This window comes from Patescibacteria group bacterium, assembly GCA_041665585.1.
In the GTDB taxonomy this organism is placed as follows: Bacteria; Patescibacteriota; Gracilibacteria; order JAHISY01; family JAHISY01; genus JAHISY01.
Map to the genome: position 1 here is coordinate 39,664 of JBAYIN010000001.1, position 16,015 is coordinate 55,678.

At 49.0% G+C, this 16,015-nt stretch carries 14 protein-coding genes; 5 read left to right on the plus strand and 9 right to left on the minus strand.

What is annotated here, in order from left to right:
* Positions 1–22 precede the first annotated feature (22 nt).
* Genes frr through WCV72_00275 form a run of 5 tightly spaced genes read right to left on the minus strand, consistent with a single transcriptional unit; the run spans position 23 to position 6,046 of the window.
* The gene (gene frr / locus WCV72_00255) at positions 23–583 is read right to left on the minus strand and encodes a ribosome recycling factor (GenBank protein MFA6457805.1); all 561 of its coding nucleotides are present in this window, start codon (positions 581–583) and stop codon (positions 23–25) included.
* Positions 584–614: 31 nt separating this feature from the next.
* On the minus strand, positions 615–1,313 hold the full coding sequence (locus tag WCV72_00260) for a UMP kinase (protein ID MFA6457806.1): 699 nt from the start codon (positions 1,311–1,313) through the stop codon (positions 615–617).
* Entirely contained in the window at positions 1,310–2,611 is a 1,302-nt protein-coding gene (gene lysA / locus WCV72_00265) for a diaminopimelate decarboxylase (GenBank protein MFA6457807.1), read from the minus strand. Before lysA ends, WCV72_00260 begins: the two co-directional genes overlap by 4 nt.
* The gene (locus tag WCV72_00270) at positions 2,595–4,082 is read right to left on the minus strand and encodes a tetratricopeptide repeat protein (protein MFA6457808.1); all 1,488 of its coding nucleotides are present in this window, start codon (positions 4,080–4,082) and stop codon (positions 2,595–2,597) included. Before WCV72_00270 ends, lysA begins: the two co-directional genes overlap by 17 nt.
* A 17-nt stretch (positions 4,083–4,099) precedes the next feature.
* Entirely contained in the window at positions 4,100–6,046 is a 1,947-nt protein-coding gene (locus WCV72_00275) for a hypothetical protein (GenBank protein ID MFA6457809.1), read from the minus strand.
* Positions 6,047–6,397: 351 nt separating this feature from the next.
* Between WCV72_00275 and WCV72_00280 the strand changes: the two genes are divergently transcribed.
* Positions 6,398–6,985 carry an aminodeoxychorismate/anthranilate synthase component II gene (locus tag WCV72_00280; GenBank protein ID MFA6457810.1) on the plus strand — a complete coding sequence of 196 codons (588 nt, stop codon included), beginning with the start codon at positions 6,398–6,400 and terminating at the stop codon, positions 6,983–6,985.
* A gap of 281 nt (positions 6,986–7,266) precedes the next feature.
* On the opposite strand, the gene WCV72_00285 is transcribed toward WCV72_00280, so the two are convergent.
* Together WCV72_00285 and WCV72_00290 are read right to left on the minus strand one after the other, a co-directional pair.
* A complete protein-coding gene (locus tag WCV72_00285; GenBank protein MFA6457811.1) occupies positions 7,267–10,110 on the minus strand; it encodes a hypothetical protein in 2,844 nt (947 codons plus the stop codon).
* Complete coding sequence (locus WCV72_00290) at positions 10,094–10,693, minus strand: hypothetical protein (protein ID MFA6457812.1); 600 nt, start codon at positions 10,691–10,693, stop codon at positions 10,094–10,096. The genes WCV72_00285 and WCV72_00290 overlap by 17 nt, the downstream gene beginning before the upstream one ends.
* A gap of 121 nt (positions 10,694–10,814) precedes the next feature.
* Here WCV72_00290 and serA point away from each other — a divergent pair, with 121 nt between their 5' ends.
* Entirely contained in the window at positions 10,815–12,410 is a 1,596-nt protein-coding gene (gene serA / locus WCV72_00295) for a phosphoglycerate dehydrogenase (GenBank protein ID MFA6457813.1), read from the plus strand.
* Positions 12,411–12,425: 15 nt separating this feature from the next.
* Positions 12,426–12,629: a hypothetical protein gene (locus WCV72_00300; protein MFA6457814.1), complete on the plus strand. Its 204-nt coding sequence runs from the start codon at positions 12,426–12,428 to the stop codon at positions 12,627–12,629.
* Positions 12,630–12,634: 5 nt separating this feature from the next.
* On the opposite strand, the gene WCV72_00305 is transcribed toward WCV72_00300, so the two are convergent.
* Entirely contained in the window at positions 12,635–13,504 is an 870-nt protein-coding gene (locus tag WCV72_00305) for a hypothetical protein (GenBank protein MFA6457815.1), read from the minus strand.
* An 18-nt stretch (positions 13,505–13,522) separates the two neighbouring features.
* A complete protein-coding gene (locus WCV72_00310; GenBank protein MFA6457816.1) occupies positions 13,523–13,657 on the minus strand; it encodes a hypothetical protein in 135 nt (44 codons plus the stop codon).
* Positions 13,658–13,729: 72 nt separating this feature from the next.
* On the opposite strand from WCV72_00310, the gene dnaG reads away from it, so the two are divergent.
* Positions 13,730–15,367, plus strand: a complete 1,638-nt coding sequence (gene dnaG / locus WCV72_00315) for a DNA primase (protein MFA6457817.1) — start codon at positions 13,730–13,732, stop codon at positions 15,365–15,367.
* Between the two features lie 90 nt (positions 15,368–15,457).
* The gene (locus WCV72_00320; GenBank protein MFA6457818.1) at positions 15,458–16,015 is read left to right on the plus strand and encodes a transposase; all 558 of its coding nucleotides are present in this window, start codon (positions 15,458–15,460) and stop codon (positions 16,013–16,015) included.

Here is a 16,015-nt window from a genome sequence, read left to right on the forward strand (position 1 = left end):
CCAGCAGCACAGAGCAAGCTTATCAAATTTTCAGCATCTCGTCGGTCTTTTGCTTGGCGGTTGCTTCGATTTGTTCGTTGGTCACATTGATTTTTTCCTGCAGTTTCTTATCGAAGAGTTTTTCTTCGTCTTCGCCGATTTCCTCAGTCTCTGTCGCCGCCTTGGCTTTTTTCCGTAAATCCTCGCGGATGCGGCGCACCGCAATTTTCGCGTTTTCGGCGAACTCGCTGACGAGCTTCGTGAGAGTTTTGCGGCGTTCCTCCGTGAGCGGCGGGATATTCAGAATAATTCGCAAGCCGTCATTATTCGGATTCAATCCGAGCGCGGAATCGCGCAGACCTTTTTCGACAGCCGCGAGATTTGATTTGTCCCAGGGTTCGATGAAAATGGTTTTCGGATCGGGGATGCCAATGTTCGCGATATTGCGGATTGGCTGCGAGGCGCCGTAAATCTCCACTTGTAAATTTTCCACTAGTGTTGCGCTCGCACGACCGATTTGCAATCCGCTGAGCTCAGTCTTGAGCCGTTCCAGCGCTTTCGCGAGATGGTCGTCGGCGAGGTCGAGAAGTTCAGAAATACTCATTGTTGGGTAGTGTTAGTGGGTAGTGTTAGTGTTAGTTTTTACCGTAAATTAGGCTGCCGATATTCTCGCCCGCCACGGCTTTTTTTAAAAGTCCCGTTTTGGCGAAATTGAAAACGCGGATGGGAACATTTTTCTGCGCCAAAATTTCAAAAGCCTCGCGATCCATTACGCCGAGATTTTGCGCGAGGACTTCGGCGAAGCTGACTTTTTTCAAAAGCTTGGCCGACTTCGCTTGGCGCGGGTCGCGGTCGAAGACCCCGGCGACATTCGTCGCCTTCACGACCAGCTCACAACCGAGCTCCACCGCGCGCAGTGCCGCGGCGGTGTCCGTCGTCACGCCGGACTTCCCGGTGCCACCCGCGAGAATGGCGACGCCTTTTCGCTCCAAAAATTTACGCGCTGCTCGGGCGGAATATTTTTCCGCGAGCTCATCCGCGATTTTCACCGCGGAAAATACTTTCACGCGCAGTCCGAGTGCCGCGAGCGTGTTTTTCAAAACCACGGCATTAAACACCGTCGCCGTCATGCCAAGGAAATCCGACTCGACGCGCCCGATTGCCAAATTTTTCTTGTCGCGGAAACGCCAAATATTTCCACCGCCGATGACGATGGCGAGTGAACATTTTTCCGCGGCGGCGGCGATTTCACGCATAGTTCTTTGTAAAATTTTCGCCTCGACACCACCACTGCCTAGCGCTTCACCCGATAATTTCAGCAGGATTTTCTTCATTTCAGACGAGTAGGAATTTTTTGTTTGCCAATAATTTCTGCGCTGCCTTCGCGCGCACGAATGATTTCAGCATGTTTTCCATTCACCAAAATTTCCGCTGGGCGCGCGCGAGTGTTGTAATTGCTCGCCATGCCAAAACCGTAGGCACCAGCATCGAGCAGCACGAGTAAATCTTTTTCCTCTAATCTCGGCAGCAGGCGGTCACGCGCGAGCTGATCCGTGTTTTCACAAATCGGTCCAACGACCGAGACAGTTTGCGAATTCTTCTTTTCCAATTTTCCATCGACCAAAATCTCGTGCCAGGCATCGTAGAGCATTGGTCTTAAAAGCGTCTGCATGCCAGCATCCACACCGACAAAAATTTTCGCCGCTGGCTTGATCGTGTTCACGCGCGTCAATAAAATTCCGGCGTCGCCGACGAGATAACGACCGGGCTCGAGCATCAGCTTCGGCTTGCCGAGTCCAAATTTTTTCACACCGGCGCTGAAGACCTCAGCGGTTTTTTTAATTGCTTGTTCGAGGTCGAGAATTTTTTCATTCGTGCGATAGGGAATGCCGAGTCCGCCGCCCAAGTCAATGAATTCAAATTCGATGCCAACTTTTTGGCGAATCACGCCGGCGAATTCCAAAAGCTTCTGCGTCGCGCTTGGAAAGTAATTCTCATCGAGCACGCAGCTGCCCGTCATCATGTGTAGTCCGAACTTTTTCACCCCGGCTTTTTTCGCGATTTGAAAAGCTTTAGCTGCGTTTGCCAAACTTTCGCCAAATTTCGCGTCTTTGCCCGCGAAGACCAGCTTCTTAATTTTGCCGCCGGAAATTCCCGGGTTCACGCGCATTGAAAAGAGCGGCGGTTTTCCAAATTTCAAAAGTCGCGTCGCGGCGGAAAGTGAATCGACATTGATGGCGATGCCTGCTTTCAGTCCGAATTTCAGTTCCTCGTCAGAGTGGAAAACGCCGGAGTACAAAATTTTATCTTTGGCGAAGCCGACTTTTCGCGCGAGCTCGATTTCAAACGGTCCCGCCGCATCGGCTCCCAAATTTTCACTGCGCAAAATGGAAAGCACCGAAAGATTGTTGTTCGCCTTCACGGCGTAATAAAGCGCAGAGTGTGGCATGAATTTCGCGAGCGCAGTTTTGACGCGGCGCGCATTCGCGCGAATTCGACTTTCGGAATAAACATAAAGCGGCGTGTCGAACTTCTCCGCCAAACTCTTCGTGCTCACTTGCTCAACAAAAATTTTGCCAGTCCGCGCTGACAAAAAATCGCGGTTGCGAAAAAATTTATTGTTGCTCAGCATCGGTCGGAGGATTAGCAGTGCTCTTGTCAGGATTCGTCGCACTGAGTAGGCGATTGTAATTTCGCGCGGCGAGTACGCCCGCCGGTCCATTCGAATCAAGCTCGAAAGCATCATGGTAGGCAGTGAGCGCCGCAGCCGTCTTGCCACTTTTTTCAAAAACTTGTCCGAGGTTGTAATACGGCCACGGTGATTTCGGATCAAGCTGGATGGCGTGTTCGAGCTGCGTGCGCGCCTTCGCGAGCTGATTATTTTTCAGACTGACCCAGCCGGCGAGATTCCACGCCGGGCTTGATTCGGGTAGGCGCGTGACGGCGAGACTCGCGACAGCCCAAGCTTTCTGTCCGTCATTGAGCTTCTCGAGGTACAGTGAAATCGCGCGCGTGAAGTCGTCAATCGAGGCGGACTCGTCAGCATTAATTTTCTCCGACAGTAGATCGGCGGCGGCGCGGTACTTGCCACTCGTCAAATAAATTTCAATCAGCTTCTCGTCGAGGTCGTCCGGCTCGAAGTGATTGCCCCGGGCGAGCAGGAAAAATTTTTCCGCGTCGTCCCAATTTTTCAGCTCGAAACTCACGAGCCCGAGGAAATACTGCGTCTCCGGTTTGCCCGAGTCGAGCGCGTAGGCCGTCTGCCACGACTCGCGGGCGAGCTCGAATTTTTGTTCGGCGAATTGGGCGTAGCCAGTCAAAATCCAGGCATCGCGATAATTCGCGTCGTCTTCCAGCACGGGACCGATTTTCGCCAGGGCGAGCTGGTACTCACCAATTGCGACGAAAGCGCGCGTGAGCAGTGCGTCGAGATGTGTTTTGGGCGAGTCGGTGTACTTGCTGTACTCGTCGAAGGCAGCGAGAATCTCCGGCGCGCGGGCGTCCGTCGTCGCCTGCAAAAGCTTCACGGCTTCATCGCGTCGGTCGAAGAATGCTGCCATTGCGCCGCTCCAAAAACCAGCTTTGTCGCCAGCTTGAGAGAAGGCTCTTTCTGCCTCTAGGAAATTATTTTCGCGCAAAAATATAATTCCCCGCAATATAGAAATATCCGGATTGTTGGCATCGAGCTGTTCGGCAGCAAGGAGATTGGCGCGTGCCTTCTCGAAATCTTGTAGCTGGACCTCAGCCTCGGCGAGATTCAGCAGTGGTCCAATCGCGCTTGGTTCGAGTGTCACAGCTGCCGCGAATTCACTTGCGGCTTGCTCGTAATTTTCGAGTGCCAAAAACTCCGCGCCGAAGCGCATGTGTTCAGTAAAATTTTTACCACGCGCCACTGGTGCGGCGATAGCGGTAGTTGTTCCCGCCGTTTTTGTCGTCGTCGGAGCGACTGTCGTATCGTTATTCACCGAAGTCGTGGCGACGGGCGGAATCGCTGTATCTGCCGGAGCTCCAGTTTTCTGAAAACTACTGACGACAATCCACACGGAAATCGAGACGATCAGAACCGCAAGCGCGATAGCGAGGCCAAGGAGATGTTTTCGCACCCACGCAGTTTAACTTATTAAATCGTGACTTCGTAAATTTTTTGTGAGTCGACGACATAAATCTTTTGCTCTGCTGGATCTACCCAGAAATCACGCACTTCCTTGAGGTCTTGGAAGAGATACTGCATGTTATAGGTCAGTGCACGATTTTCGCTGCCAGCTTCCGGTGGGTCTTTGTAGAAGCGCAGGATGCGTTTGTTGATCGGATCCAACACATAGACAAATTTGAGTGCGTCATTCGTGAAAATTTTGGTCGGGTTGGTCCATTTGTCTGCTGGCAAATCCGAAATAGTGAGTGGCATGCGTTGACCTTTGCGGACACGAATGATGTCGTTCGACATGTCGTTGTCCAGATCATTCGCAAGCAGCCAAATATCGCCGTCAATCGAGATCGAGACCGCTTTCGTGAGGTCGGCATTTTCATTGTAGGTCGTTGCCGGACCATAGTTGTCACGGTTGCGTTGGTATTTCCAAATTTGATTATTAATCGGATCAAGCATGTAGAGATACTGAGAATAAGTCGCGAAATCAACACCGGATTTCCAAGTCTCGTCGGTAGTATCTGCGCTAGTTGCCGTACCGTCACGCCACTCGATGATTTTCGAGTCGGCGGTGAGGAAGGTGATGGCGTCGCGGTCGGCAAAATAATTGGCAGCGCGAATCGTGCTGGTCGCGTCGATAGTCTGCGGCGCGGAAATCACATCGAGTGTGGTGTCAAAAATAGCATGTGCGTCGAAGGCAATTTTGCGACCGTGGTAATCCTCAAGTCCGGCGAGTGAAGCTTCCGGAACGGCTTTCGAGATATCAGCGAGCGGAGTCAGCTTCGAGTAGCGGCGGATATTGTCGAGCTCGTCGCGCATGGCCTGAATTTCCAAAATCTTGGTGTTGGCTTCATCGATCGCGAGTCCGGATTTCACGAGGTCGGTCGCTGTCGTTTCGGCGGTTTTCAAAAGGTCATAGGCTTGGGCTTTGTCACCGATGTTGCGGCGAGTCTTCGCCATGTCGATATTCGTTTGCACATTTTCGAGTGCGGTCTGAACCTCTTCCATCTTCACACTCGAGCGTTTGCCAGCGAGCGTCCACGACACTGACAGCAAAATCAAAATTGAAACGACAAGGAAGCCGAGAATCACATAATTTTTATCGATATTCAAATTTTTGGCGTTCGGCACGCGCGTGCCCTCCGGCAGTCTGTCGCGCAACCAATTCACACCGTGATTGACATGCTTAGTCACGCGGACGAGCAAATCTTTTTTACCGTCAGCAGTGACCGGGACGGCGCTTGCCCGCGCTGCGATTGCCTCAGTCACGGTGTCGAGTGCGAGAATTCCGGTCGTCTGCGCACCTTCCAGTACGATGATTTCATCAAGCTCCTCGAGCGCACTCGCGATTTCTTTGTGTGGCGAGAAAATTTTTGTGAGTTCGTTTTTCGTCGCGTAACGCAGCAAGCGTTCCGTCGCGAGTAAAACCTTGTCACGGTTCTCCGTGCGTCCGCTCGCGATATTTACAAACGCGTCGACCGCAGTCGCATCGCCCGAGAGCCCTTCGGTCACAGTCGTGAGTGCGCCTTTACGAATCAGATACGCCTCGGCTTCGCCGGCTTGAGTGACATGTAATTCGCGTCCGCTCAAGAATCCAATCACTGCGTTCAGCCGACCGAGATTTTTATTCGACAGACTTTCGCGGAATTCTGCGACGACGGCATTCACCTCCTTGAGCGCGGTTTCGAATCTTTCGTAGGCGTCTTGATCGGGACCGACAAAACAAATTTCCTGCAGTGTCTGGAAAATTGTGCGAATCAAATCTTCGCCACCGCTCGGACGATCCGCGAGCTCGATAATCGCAAAGACTTCTTCGCGGGGCATTTCGCCGCTGCCATCTCGTGCGTAAGAAAAACTCCGAATGAGTGTTTGCGAATCGGTACCGAGACGCAGCTCTTCGGAAATTGTGTGGAGGGAAGCCATTTTTTTGAGAGCGATTAAATGCTTTGCTGAATTTTAAAGCGGGGCACAAGCTAAAGCAAACTTCGACTCCTGGGACACATAGCATGGAACATGGAAGGTCATTGGGTCATGGGTCATTTGGTTCGGAGGGTCACTAAGTCGTTAAGTCATTGGTCGTTTGGTTCGGAGGGTCATTGGTCAGTTGGTCTCTAAACTGAATTTAGAAACATTGGAGCATGGAACACGAAGTATTGAGCATTGAGCATGTAAATTCCGTAAATTGGAAAATTTCCTAAACCGTCAGGGTTTCAATGTTTTTGAGTTTCGAGAAAAGTCATAGAGACTTGCTCGATTTCCGGTAAAATTACTTTCGTGGCGACAAAAAAAACCCTAATTATCGACAACTACGACTCCTTCACCTTTAATTTGTTCCAACTTATCGGCGAGCTGAAGGGCTGTCCGGTTGTTTTTCGCAATGACGAACTTTCACTCGAAAAGATTCGCGCGCTCTCTCCGAGTCACATCGTGATTTCCCCCGGCCCCGGACGACCCGACGATTCCGCGTACTTTGGCGTCAATTCCGCCGTGATTCGGGAAATGACTGACACGCCGATTCTTGGGGTTTGCCTCGGGCATCAGGGGATTTGCCACACTCTCGGTGGCAAAGTCGTGCGCGCGCCGCAGGTCATGCACGGCAAAACTTCCGCAATCAGCCACAACCAAAAAGGTTTGTTCCGCGGGATTCCTTCACCACTCACGGGGATGCGTTACCATTCCTTAATCGTCGAGCGCGCCAGTCTGCCGCCGGAACTCACAATCACTGCCTACGAAGAAAAATCCAAAATTGTGATGGCAGTCGAGCATGTCACGCGTCCACTTTTTGGTATTCAATTTCATCCCGAATCAGTCGGGACGCCAGCGGGTAAAAAAATTCTCGCGAATTTTTTGGCGGTCTGTTAAGTCATTAAGTCGTTAAGTTTTGTGCCGGTTCGAATTTGTAATTTGAACTAACAGAAAAACGAACGGTTCATTTATAAACTTGAACTTGCGGGAGTCTGCCAATTTTTACAATTTTTAATTTTATAAATAAATCCAAAATCCAAATTTTTAAAAATTAGAAAATTAAAAATTACCCCCCAGAGCTTGCTCCGGTTCGAATTTGTAATTCGAAAATTACGAGATTTGAAAATTTAAAATTCGGCGCAATTCGAATCGCTAGTCCGGGGAAACCCAGTGCGTTTTCAAATCTCGCTACTGCTGCCTGTGCCAATCGACCCGAAGAGTGGCGGAGTGTTGTTTTGAACTCGCGCATCGTATTCCACTACGAAGGAAGCGTTGCTGGTTGTGGCCGGATTATTCGCACGCACACCACTCGAGCTCGGATAAAAAGTACGCAGATAAGCAAAATCATAAATGCGGGCTATTTCGCGGGAGCTGCAAGTTATCCCGTGTGGGCACTCGTAGGTTGGAACTTTGTCTGATCCGCCAATTGTATTGGCAGTTGCCAGCAATCCCTTCCAATAAAGCTGATTACGCAATTCATAGCTGCGGTCGCAGAAACCCGCGCTGCCGTCGCAGGACGGACTTGGATCTTCGACAAACTGACCCTGGGAGTTGACTGAAATCACGCTGCCTTCAGCATAAACCGCGCCGACGAGATTCGTCACGCTTGGATCAATGTAAATATTTCCGCCTTCACCTGTGCCGTTTTTCAAAATAATAACTCCGAAAGAGCTTGCATTGGATGGATACTTCAAATTTGACTTGATGTAGAGATTGCCGCCTTCGACCAAGAGCGTGCGTGCGTTGTTTGGTAATTCACCGCTCGTCAGATTGAGTGTGACATCGCTGCCTTTGAAGTAGAGCACGCCGTTGTCACTGAATCTGCAGCTCAGTGAATCAAATTGACTTGCACTTGTAATCAGGGCGTCGCTGGCGCTGCAGGCCCTGCTGGAGTTGGCACGAATTGGGGCGAGGGTACGGTTCATTGCTTCGCGGAATTCGCTTTGGAAGAAGTTTCCGATGGACTGATTGACATCAGCAGAGGTGCCACTATTTGAGTGCAGCGAACCGATAATTTCAACGCTGGCGTTGCGCTCAGCCGGGTCGTTTGTCAGCAGCCCGCTGTTGTGGCAAATCTCTTGTCCTGCAATGTTGTAGCACAAGAAAGTTCTGAGAGTTGTAATCAAACTTGCCGGAGCGGTCGGCACCATTAAATCAGGAGTTGCGTGAAAAATTAGCGAGTCATCGGTGTAGTCCGCCACGATTCCGCCAATCCAGCTACTTAAATTTTTCAAAGTTGCATCGAAAACAGAATCACCGTTTGTATCCAAAGTTATCCCCTCGGTGAGACCAGTGCTGCTGCCTGCGGCTACAATTTCACCATTATCCCACAGCACGATAGCTGGGTCGCCGCTGTCGAGCGCGATGCCAATTTCCGGACTTGTGACGCCGATGTTGACACTTTGATTTTGGAGACTTGCACGAAAGTTTTTTTCCGTATTGACGGCAATACTATTTACGCCGTCCGGATCAGGGGCGAAATTAGATCCATCCCAGATAAGCGCGATGGGTTCGGCAATAAGAGTTGGGCTGAAAGCAAAAATACGCAGCGGGTCGGAGTTCGGCACATCACTAGAATATTCTCCCACGCCAGAGTAGCCATTGAGCGCTTCGACGGTCAAATTTATTTTGTCGAAATTAAGATTGATGCCGTTGCTCGAGATCGGATCGTAACCGACGCTTGTCGGAGCGAGCGAGGCGACATCGATTTGGAAAATACCATCGCCATTGTTAGCTTCCGTAAAAACAGGAGTGGTGTTGCCGCCAGCTTGATTTAGTGCAAATTCACTTGATCTAAAAATTGCCGAATCACCAGTGCCAGCGAGCTGGTTAAGTTTGGTTGTGTTTATGAAGTCAAACCGTGTATTTACGCGTTTGATTCCGTCGACCGAGATGACAGGATTGCCGAATCGATCGGCGAGTGTGACACCTACGGTGTGATTTTCTACACCATCGGAAATTTTTCTGTCAGAGGTAAATCCAAACCTAGAAGGACAGTTGCTGCTCGGGTGAGCATTCGAACAATCTGAGCTGTTCCACACGGGAGCATTCGCGACTACTTGAAAGAAAGCATTGAAAGGAACATTGTTTGCGCAGTTGTTGTTTGTGTCGCAGGCGGTGTAGGTCACAATGTAATCAGCAGGAGCGTGCAGATCGAGATTGCTGATGGTGACACCTGCAGTTTTCGCAGCATCGTCAAAATCGGTAGCAGAATAAGTTTGCGGGTTACCGCTGGCATCAGTGATGCTTACTGTAGCAGAGGCAATCGGGAAATCATCATCTTGGAATGATAAATAATCACTGTGACCATCTGTCGTAGCGATTATTCGATTAGGAGTTGTGAGCACGGGAGAAATACTGGCTGGTTGCTGTGGCGTTAAATCCTCATCCGTTCCCATGTAGACAGCGTAACCGTAGCCGTCAAAACCAGGGACAGAGCTTGGAGAGAGCTCTTTTGATAATGGGTCACAAAAACTGATGTAACCGACTTGGTCGCTGTAGGCGAAACCGCAGAAATAGGCTCTGTCGTTGTAATAGCGTACGCCAGGATTGAAAGAGTTGGGCGTAGCCTCCGCGAAATAAGTCGTGCCAAAATTATAAGGCGAAATGCCGCTGCCATTGGAAGATCCAAGCATTTCTGTGACACTCAGGGTGTCCACTGGGGCGTCCATTTGGAGCCCGTTCATACTGAGCCAACCATAATTGCTCGAATAAGCTTCGCCGGAAAAATTGCCCGTGATTGGATTGTATTCCGTTTGGTAAGCTGTCGTGCCACACGCATCGCTCATGGTTGTCACGCCGCCAGATTTACCGACTGGTTGAGTATTGCCGGCGCCATCGCAATAAAAATTAATCCAGCCGATGTTTGGGCTGTAGGCCTGTCCCCACATGACCTCGGTGCCGATGGGCTGGTTTAGATAGGCTTTTAGGTTGGCAAAATTCAGCTGCGGTACAAACGCAATCACCAATAGGAGTGCGAGCAGCGCGAATTGCAAAACCCGTTTTTTAGTTGGCGACTTCATGTTTTGGAATTAAATCAACATAATTTTGGCAGCGCGATTTGAGTCTCTCGTTAACAATTTGCGGGCAAATTTCGATGTTTCTGGTGACAATCGCCGTTTGAAAATAAACTTCGTCACGACAATTTTGAGCCGAAACTTCGTTTTCGATTGCGGCGCAGCGGTCTGTATCTTTCGTCTGTAGGGCAGATTTGTAAGCTACGAGCTCTTCGTCACTAGCTTGCATAGTCTTACTACTTTGATAATTTTGGCTTTTGGCGATAGTGACAAACTCCTCCGGACTGGGAGTTAGCTCGACAGGCGCACTATCTACAGCTTGATTTGTTTGAGAATTTGTAATTTTTGGGTTGGACTGCTGCTTAGCACCGCTCTGGTCAGCATTGACCTGTAGTAAATCAAAAACATTTTCTTCGACAGGTGTCTCGATTGGCTTATTTTCTAAGCTATACTCAAGTCGGAAATCATCACCGTTTTTGATTTTGGCGTTTTCACGATTGACTGGCAAAAAAGCAGCGACAATTGCGACCACGATTGTAATCGTCACAAAAGTGAAGATTGTGGTGGGAAGAGAGGAAGAATCAGCCATTTGATTGTGGTGAGTGCTTGGCGAATTTTAACAAGTCTTTATTTGAAATGCACAATTTTTTATTCGACTTCCATCGTTAGAAAATTCACGCTAAAATCCCATTCCAAAATAACCCCATCAAATGTTCAAAATTTTTATCGCCGACGGACTTTCCGCTAAAACAGTCGATTTTTTCCGCGCCCAAAAAGACTGCGAAGTCGAAGTCGAGACTGGGCTTTCCGAGGAAAAATTAGTCGCCAAGATTCCGGCGTTCGATGCTTTGGTCGTACGCAGCGCGACGACAGTGACGCCGGCGATTATTGCCGCGGGCAAAAATTTGAAAATCATCGGTCGCGCCGGTGCGGGCACAGATAATATCGACAAGAAAGCGGCGACGGCGGCTGGTGTGCTCGTCGTGAATGCGCCGACGGGGAATTTGACTAGTGTTGCTGAGCTCGTTTTCGGTCAAATTTTTTGCGCATTCCGCCGTTTGCCGGAAGCAAACATCTCCACCAAAAATGGCGAATGGAAAAAAGACGCACTCGGTAAAGTCGGTCGTGAGCTCGACGGCAAGACACTCGGCATCGTCGGCCTCGGCAAGATCGGTCAGCTCGTCGCAGAACGCGCGAAAGGCTTCAATCTCAAAGTCCTCGCTTACGATCCGGTTGTGACGGCGGAGATTGCCGATGCGGTTGGCGCGGAGCTCGTCGAGCTCGAAACCCTGCTCAAAAATTCCGATGTGATTACTTTGCATGTTCCGCTGATTCCTCAAACTAAAAATTTAATTTCGACCAAACAGTTCGCCATGCTGAAATCCGACGCGATGATTTTGAATCTCGCGCGCGGTGGAGTCATCGACGAAGAGGCGCTGCTCGCCTGGCTGCAAAAAAATCCTAAAGCTTTCGCCGCACTCGACACTTTCGTCGTCGAGCCGGTCGCGGCGGAAAATCCGCTGCTCGCACTGCCCAACTTTTTCGTCACGCCGCACCTCGGCGCTTCGACGATTGAAGCGCAGGAAAAAGTCGGACTCCAGCTCGCCGATCAAGTTGTCCGCGCACTGCGCGGTGAGGTCGTCGAATACATCGTTAATTTGCCGGCGCGGGATGGCGGGAGTCTCAAAGATCAAAAAATCTGGAATGAATTGGCCGAAAAAATCGCGCGGCTCACAGCGCAGATGCTCGGCGGTGCGAAATTGAAAAAAGCGACGCTGACTTTCACGGGCGAGATTGCCGCGGCTGATGCCAAGATGCCAGAGGCTTCGATTTTGAAAGGTCTGCTCGAGACGCTCACCGATGCGACGAATGTTAATTTCACCAATGCGAGCGAACTGGCTGAGAAGCAGGGACTCAAGTTGACGATTGAAAAAGAAAAAAATTCGGAAAATTACAAAAGCCAAATCGGACTCAAATTGGCAGCGGAAAAATTAACGGTCGAAGTGCGTGGCACAATCGTCGAAGGTGAGCCGCGAATTACTTTGGTTCAGAATTTCAAAGTCAATTTCCGGCCAAATGAACACTTGCTCCTGACTCGCCACCATGACCAACCCGGCATCATCGGACGCGTCGGCACACTGCTCGGCGAAAATTCCATCAATATCGCCAATATGGATCTTGGTCGCAATGAAGTCGGTGGCGAAGCACTCATGATTCTCGATGTCGATGATGCGATTCCCGAGAGCCTGCTCGCCGAGCTCAAAAGCTGGGATGATTTCGACGAGGTGATTTGCGCCGATTTGTAATTTAAATTTTCCACTATGCACTGCAAAACTCCGCCGCAAAAATGTTTCGGCATCGCGACCATCGTTTTCACGATCACGACCGCACTCATTTTGTTGACCGCGATTTGGGTCGTTCGCCCGGAGGATCATCAAATTCTCGGTCAGCTAATCGCGACCTCGATTACATTCGCCGCTTTTTCGTTTGTGTTTTTCCTGGTGACGACTTTTTGGAAGAAATGAAAAAACTATTCATTTGAATATTTAACCCAATCCGGAAAATAGAAACGCTTGCCTCCTTTAGGGACGGCTTCATTACAATTTCTAGTAAGAGCCTGCAAACTTCGATCCGCCACATAATTTTTTTCTTTAAGTATTTTCATCATAATCGCCGGAAGTTGGTTTTTGTTTTGTTTTAAATAGTCGGGGAGATTCAGTATGTTGAGAACTACACTCTGGTCGGGATCTTCGCCAAGAAGCTTGCTGTTGACATCGCTCCAGTGGGACACCAATTTTATTGTTCCAGGTGCCCGTTTGTCTCCTCTTTTTTCTTTCAATAAGTATATCGCCTGCTGATACATAGTCTCTGTGAGGCTGTCGCTAAAATTCTTATCAAAGCGCTCAGATAGTGTCATTGCCTCCTTGTCTTTTTCTACCTTGGCCTTCATGGTATCGAGAGTAGGTTTTATAGTGTCGAAATTTTCGATGATAAAATTTTCGAAAGACACTGCTAAAACATCGATGATTTTCGTCCCGTCTTCGCAGCTTGTTTCTTGATTTAAAAATTCGCTTAAATCTTTTTCTAATCTTAGCGCGCGTTTTTCTGGTGCTTCTCCTGCCATCAAATTTTCAGCTGTTTTATCTCCATAAATCGAAGATAAAAACTCTTCAGCAGTAAACTGCATTTCGGGATATTTGGCGACGATTTTGTCGGCAGCTACGAGAATAGCTTCTTGGTCTTCTGGTTTTGGTTTATTTGGATCAAAATATTTTTGAATAATCTCTTTCATTTTGCCGATCTCGCGATCAGGATCTTGGAGTTTGTTTATTTCTTCCAAGGCTTGGCTGACCTTTAGGTTTTCAGGAGTTTTTGGGTTTTCAGAAGTAGAAGTGGACACGATAAAAAGATTAATAAATTATTTTTCGAGCTCGGCGAGATTTTTTGCCAGCAAAGCGTCAGCTTGCGCTTCCTCCTTTTGGCGCGAATACGCTTTTGCCATTGCCAAAAATTCTTTTAAGATCTCGAGCTGTTTTTCTTTTGGTATTTGCACTCGTGTATTTTACAACTTTTTAGCTTAAAAGACAAGCCTGGTCTGGCTTAAACTGCTAAAATTATTTTCCTGATGGATCCCGTTATTGAAATCAAATCTCGTCTCTCGATTGTCGATGTGGTCGGCCAGTATTGCCAGCTCAAAAAAGCCGGGCGCAATTTCAAAGCCTGTTGCCCGTTTCATTCTGAGAAAACGCCGAGCTTCATCATCTCGCCCGAGCGACAATTCGCCTGGTGTTATGGTTGTCAGACCGGCGGGGACATTTTCAAAATCGTCGAACTGCTAGAAGGTGTCGATTTCAAAGAAGCGCTCAAGATTCTCGCTGACAAAGCGGGCGTCGAATTGCCGACGAATTTTTCGGGCGGCGTGAAAAAAGAAAAGAAAGATTTACTGATTGAGATTAACGAGAAGACCGCGGATTTTTTTGTCCAAAAATTAAAAGACAATGAGCTCGCGCAAAAATACCTAGCCGGGCGCGGTTTGCGCAGCGAGACGATTGAAGAGTGGCAGATTGGTTTCGCACCGGATTCCTTCGACGCGCTGCATTCTGAACTTGAAAAAGAATTTTCTAAAAAAGACATTGTCGAGGCGAGCGTCGCGGGGCTGAAGGAGCTGGGCGATGACAAGCTTTTCGACAAATTTCGCAATCGCATCATGTTTCCGATTGCCGACCACCGCGGACGGGTAGTCGCATTCACGGGGCGCGTGCTCGACAAGTCCGAACCGAAATATCTGAACTCCTCCGAGTCGCCGATTTTCCAGAAGGGCGCGATTTTATTCGGTTTCGCGAAAGCGCGTGAGGCGATTCGCGCCCAAAAATTCGCAGTCATCGTCGAAGGTCAGCTCGATGTGATTTCCGCTCACGCCGCTGGATTCCAAAATGTCGTCGCGACGAGCGGGACGGCACTGACGGAGATGCATTTGAAGGTACTGCAAAATTTAGTCGAGAGCGTCACTTTTTGTTTCGACGGCGATTCGGCTGGCATCGAGTCGACGCGCCGCGCGCTTGAGATTGCGGCTGCGCTGGATCTCAATGCCAAGGTCGCGTTGTTGCCAAATGAATTCAAAGATCCTGATGAGGCGATTCGCCAGGATCAGCAAATTTTCGCTGACGCAATTGCCTCAGCGGTCGTGCCACTCGATTTTTTCTTCCAGAAAGTTTTCGCCAAAACCGATTTTTTAAATGCCTCAGAAAAGAAAAAAGCGGTGCGAACTTTGCTCGCCTACGCTGCGCAGATTTTTTCCGCGGTTGAGCGGGAGGATTTCATTCGTGCGGTGGCTCTGCGACTCGGCAGCTCGGAAGCCGCGCTGACGGAAGAGTTTGCGAATTTCGCGCCGCGTGATTTCACCGCGACTGGTTCTCAGAACTTGCCTGAGAAAATCGAAAACAAAAATACGCTGGATTCGACGCAAATTTTGCGCGGGCTGGCGCTTGCTTTTCCTGAGCTCGCCGCTGAGTCTGATTTTGCCGCCAAATCTGAAAATGAAGAGGACGAAAAATTAGCCTTGCTCGTGAGTGACAAGTACGCCGAATTTTCCGAAGACAAAATCCGTGAGGAAATTAAAAATTTGAAAAATAAAATTTCCATCAAAAGTTTAACGGCGCAAAAACACGAGCTGAAATTGGCGATGCAAAAAGCGGAGGAGGCTGGCGACGAAGATTTGGCAGCCGAGCTTTTCGAAAAATATCAGAAACTCCTAAAGGAGTAAGTCATAAGTATTAAGTATTAAGTATAGGTTTTGGTTTTATTGCTGTGTAGAAGTGGTCACGCGACCACTTCTGCGTTTGCACGACAGAAAATGCTAAGCAAAAAATCTCCTCGACGAATATATGAAGATGACGCGATTTATTTCGTGACCAGTAAAACGCAAAACAATTTCCCATTTTTTCGTGAGGAAATTCTGGGAGATTTGTGGATTGCAGAATTGAGCTTGGCGAAGCAGCTTAAAAAGTTTGAGCTCTACGCTTTTTGTTTGTTGCCGGATCATTTTCATATTTTGTTACGGCCTACAGCGGAGGAGAATTTATCCCGAGTAATTAAGTTTTTAAAAGAAAACTTTTCGCGAGATGTTAATCGCATTATTAATAACGAAGCGGCGACGGCGCCGTCGCCGCCACTAGAATTGTCTACGGTGATTCAGAATCTGACCAGAAGTTTTATCAGGCAATATGGTGAAGCCAATAACTTTCCCAAATTCTCTTGGCAAAAATCTTTTCACGATCACGGTCTGCGCGGTGAGCGTGATTTTGAAAATCATTTTGTTTACTGTACGCAAAATTTCATCAAACACGGCTTGGCGGCGAACTGGAAATTCACATCGCTTAATTTTCCCGAGCTGATTGATTCGCTCGGCTGA

Coding starts and splice junctions, on each gene's coding strand:
- WCV72_00275 (MFA6457809.1), bottom strand. CDS start 6,046: ATGGCTTCCCTCCACACAATTTCCGAAGAGCTGCGTCTCGGTACCGAT.
- WCV72_00300 (MFA6457814.1), top strand. CDS start 12,426: ATGCACTGCAAAACTCCGCCGCAAAAATGTTTCGGCATCGCGACCATC.
- WCV72_00290 (MFA6457812.1), bottom strand. CDS start 10,693: ATGGCTGATTCTTCCTCTCTTCCCACCACAATCTTCACTTTTGTGACG.
- lysA (MFA6457807.1), bottom strand. CDS start 2,611: ATGCTGAGCAACAATAAATTTTTTCGCAACCGCGATTTTTTGTCAGCG.
- serA (MFA6457813.1), top strand. CDS start 10,815: ATGTTCAAAATTTTTATCGCCGACGGACTTTCCGCTAAAACAGTCGAT.
- WCV72_00285 (MFA6457811.1), bottom strand. CDS start 10,110: ATGAAGTCGCCAACTAAAAAACGGGTTTTGCAATTCGCGCTGCTCGCA.
- dnaG (MFA6457817.1), top strand. CDS start 13,730: ATGGATCCCGTTATTGAAATCAAATCTCGTCTCTCGATTGTCGATGTG.
- WCV72_00320 (MFA6457818.1), top strand. CDS start 15,458: ATGCTAAGCAAAAAATCTCCTCGACGAATATATGAAGATGACGCGATT.
- WCV72_00260 (MFA6457806.1), bottom strand. CDS start 1,313: ATGAAGAAAATCCTGCTGAAATTATCGGGTGAAGCGCTAGGCAGTGGT.
- frr (MFA6457805.1), bottom strand. CDS start 583: ATGAGTATTTCTGAACTTCTCGACCTCGCCGACGACCATCTCGCGAAA.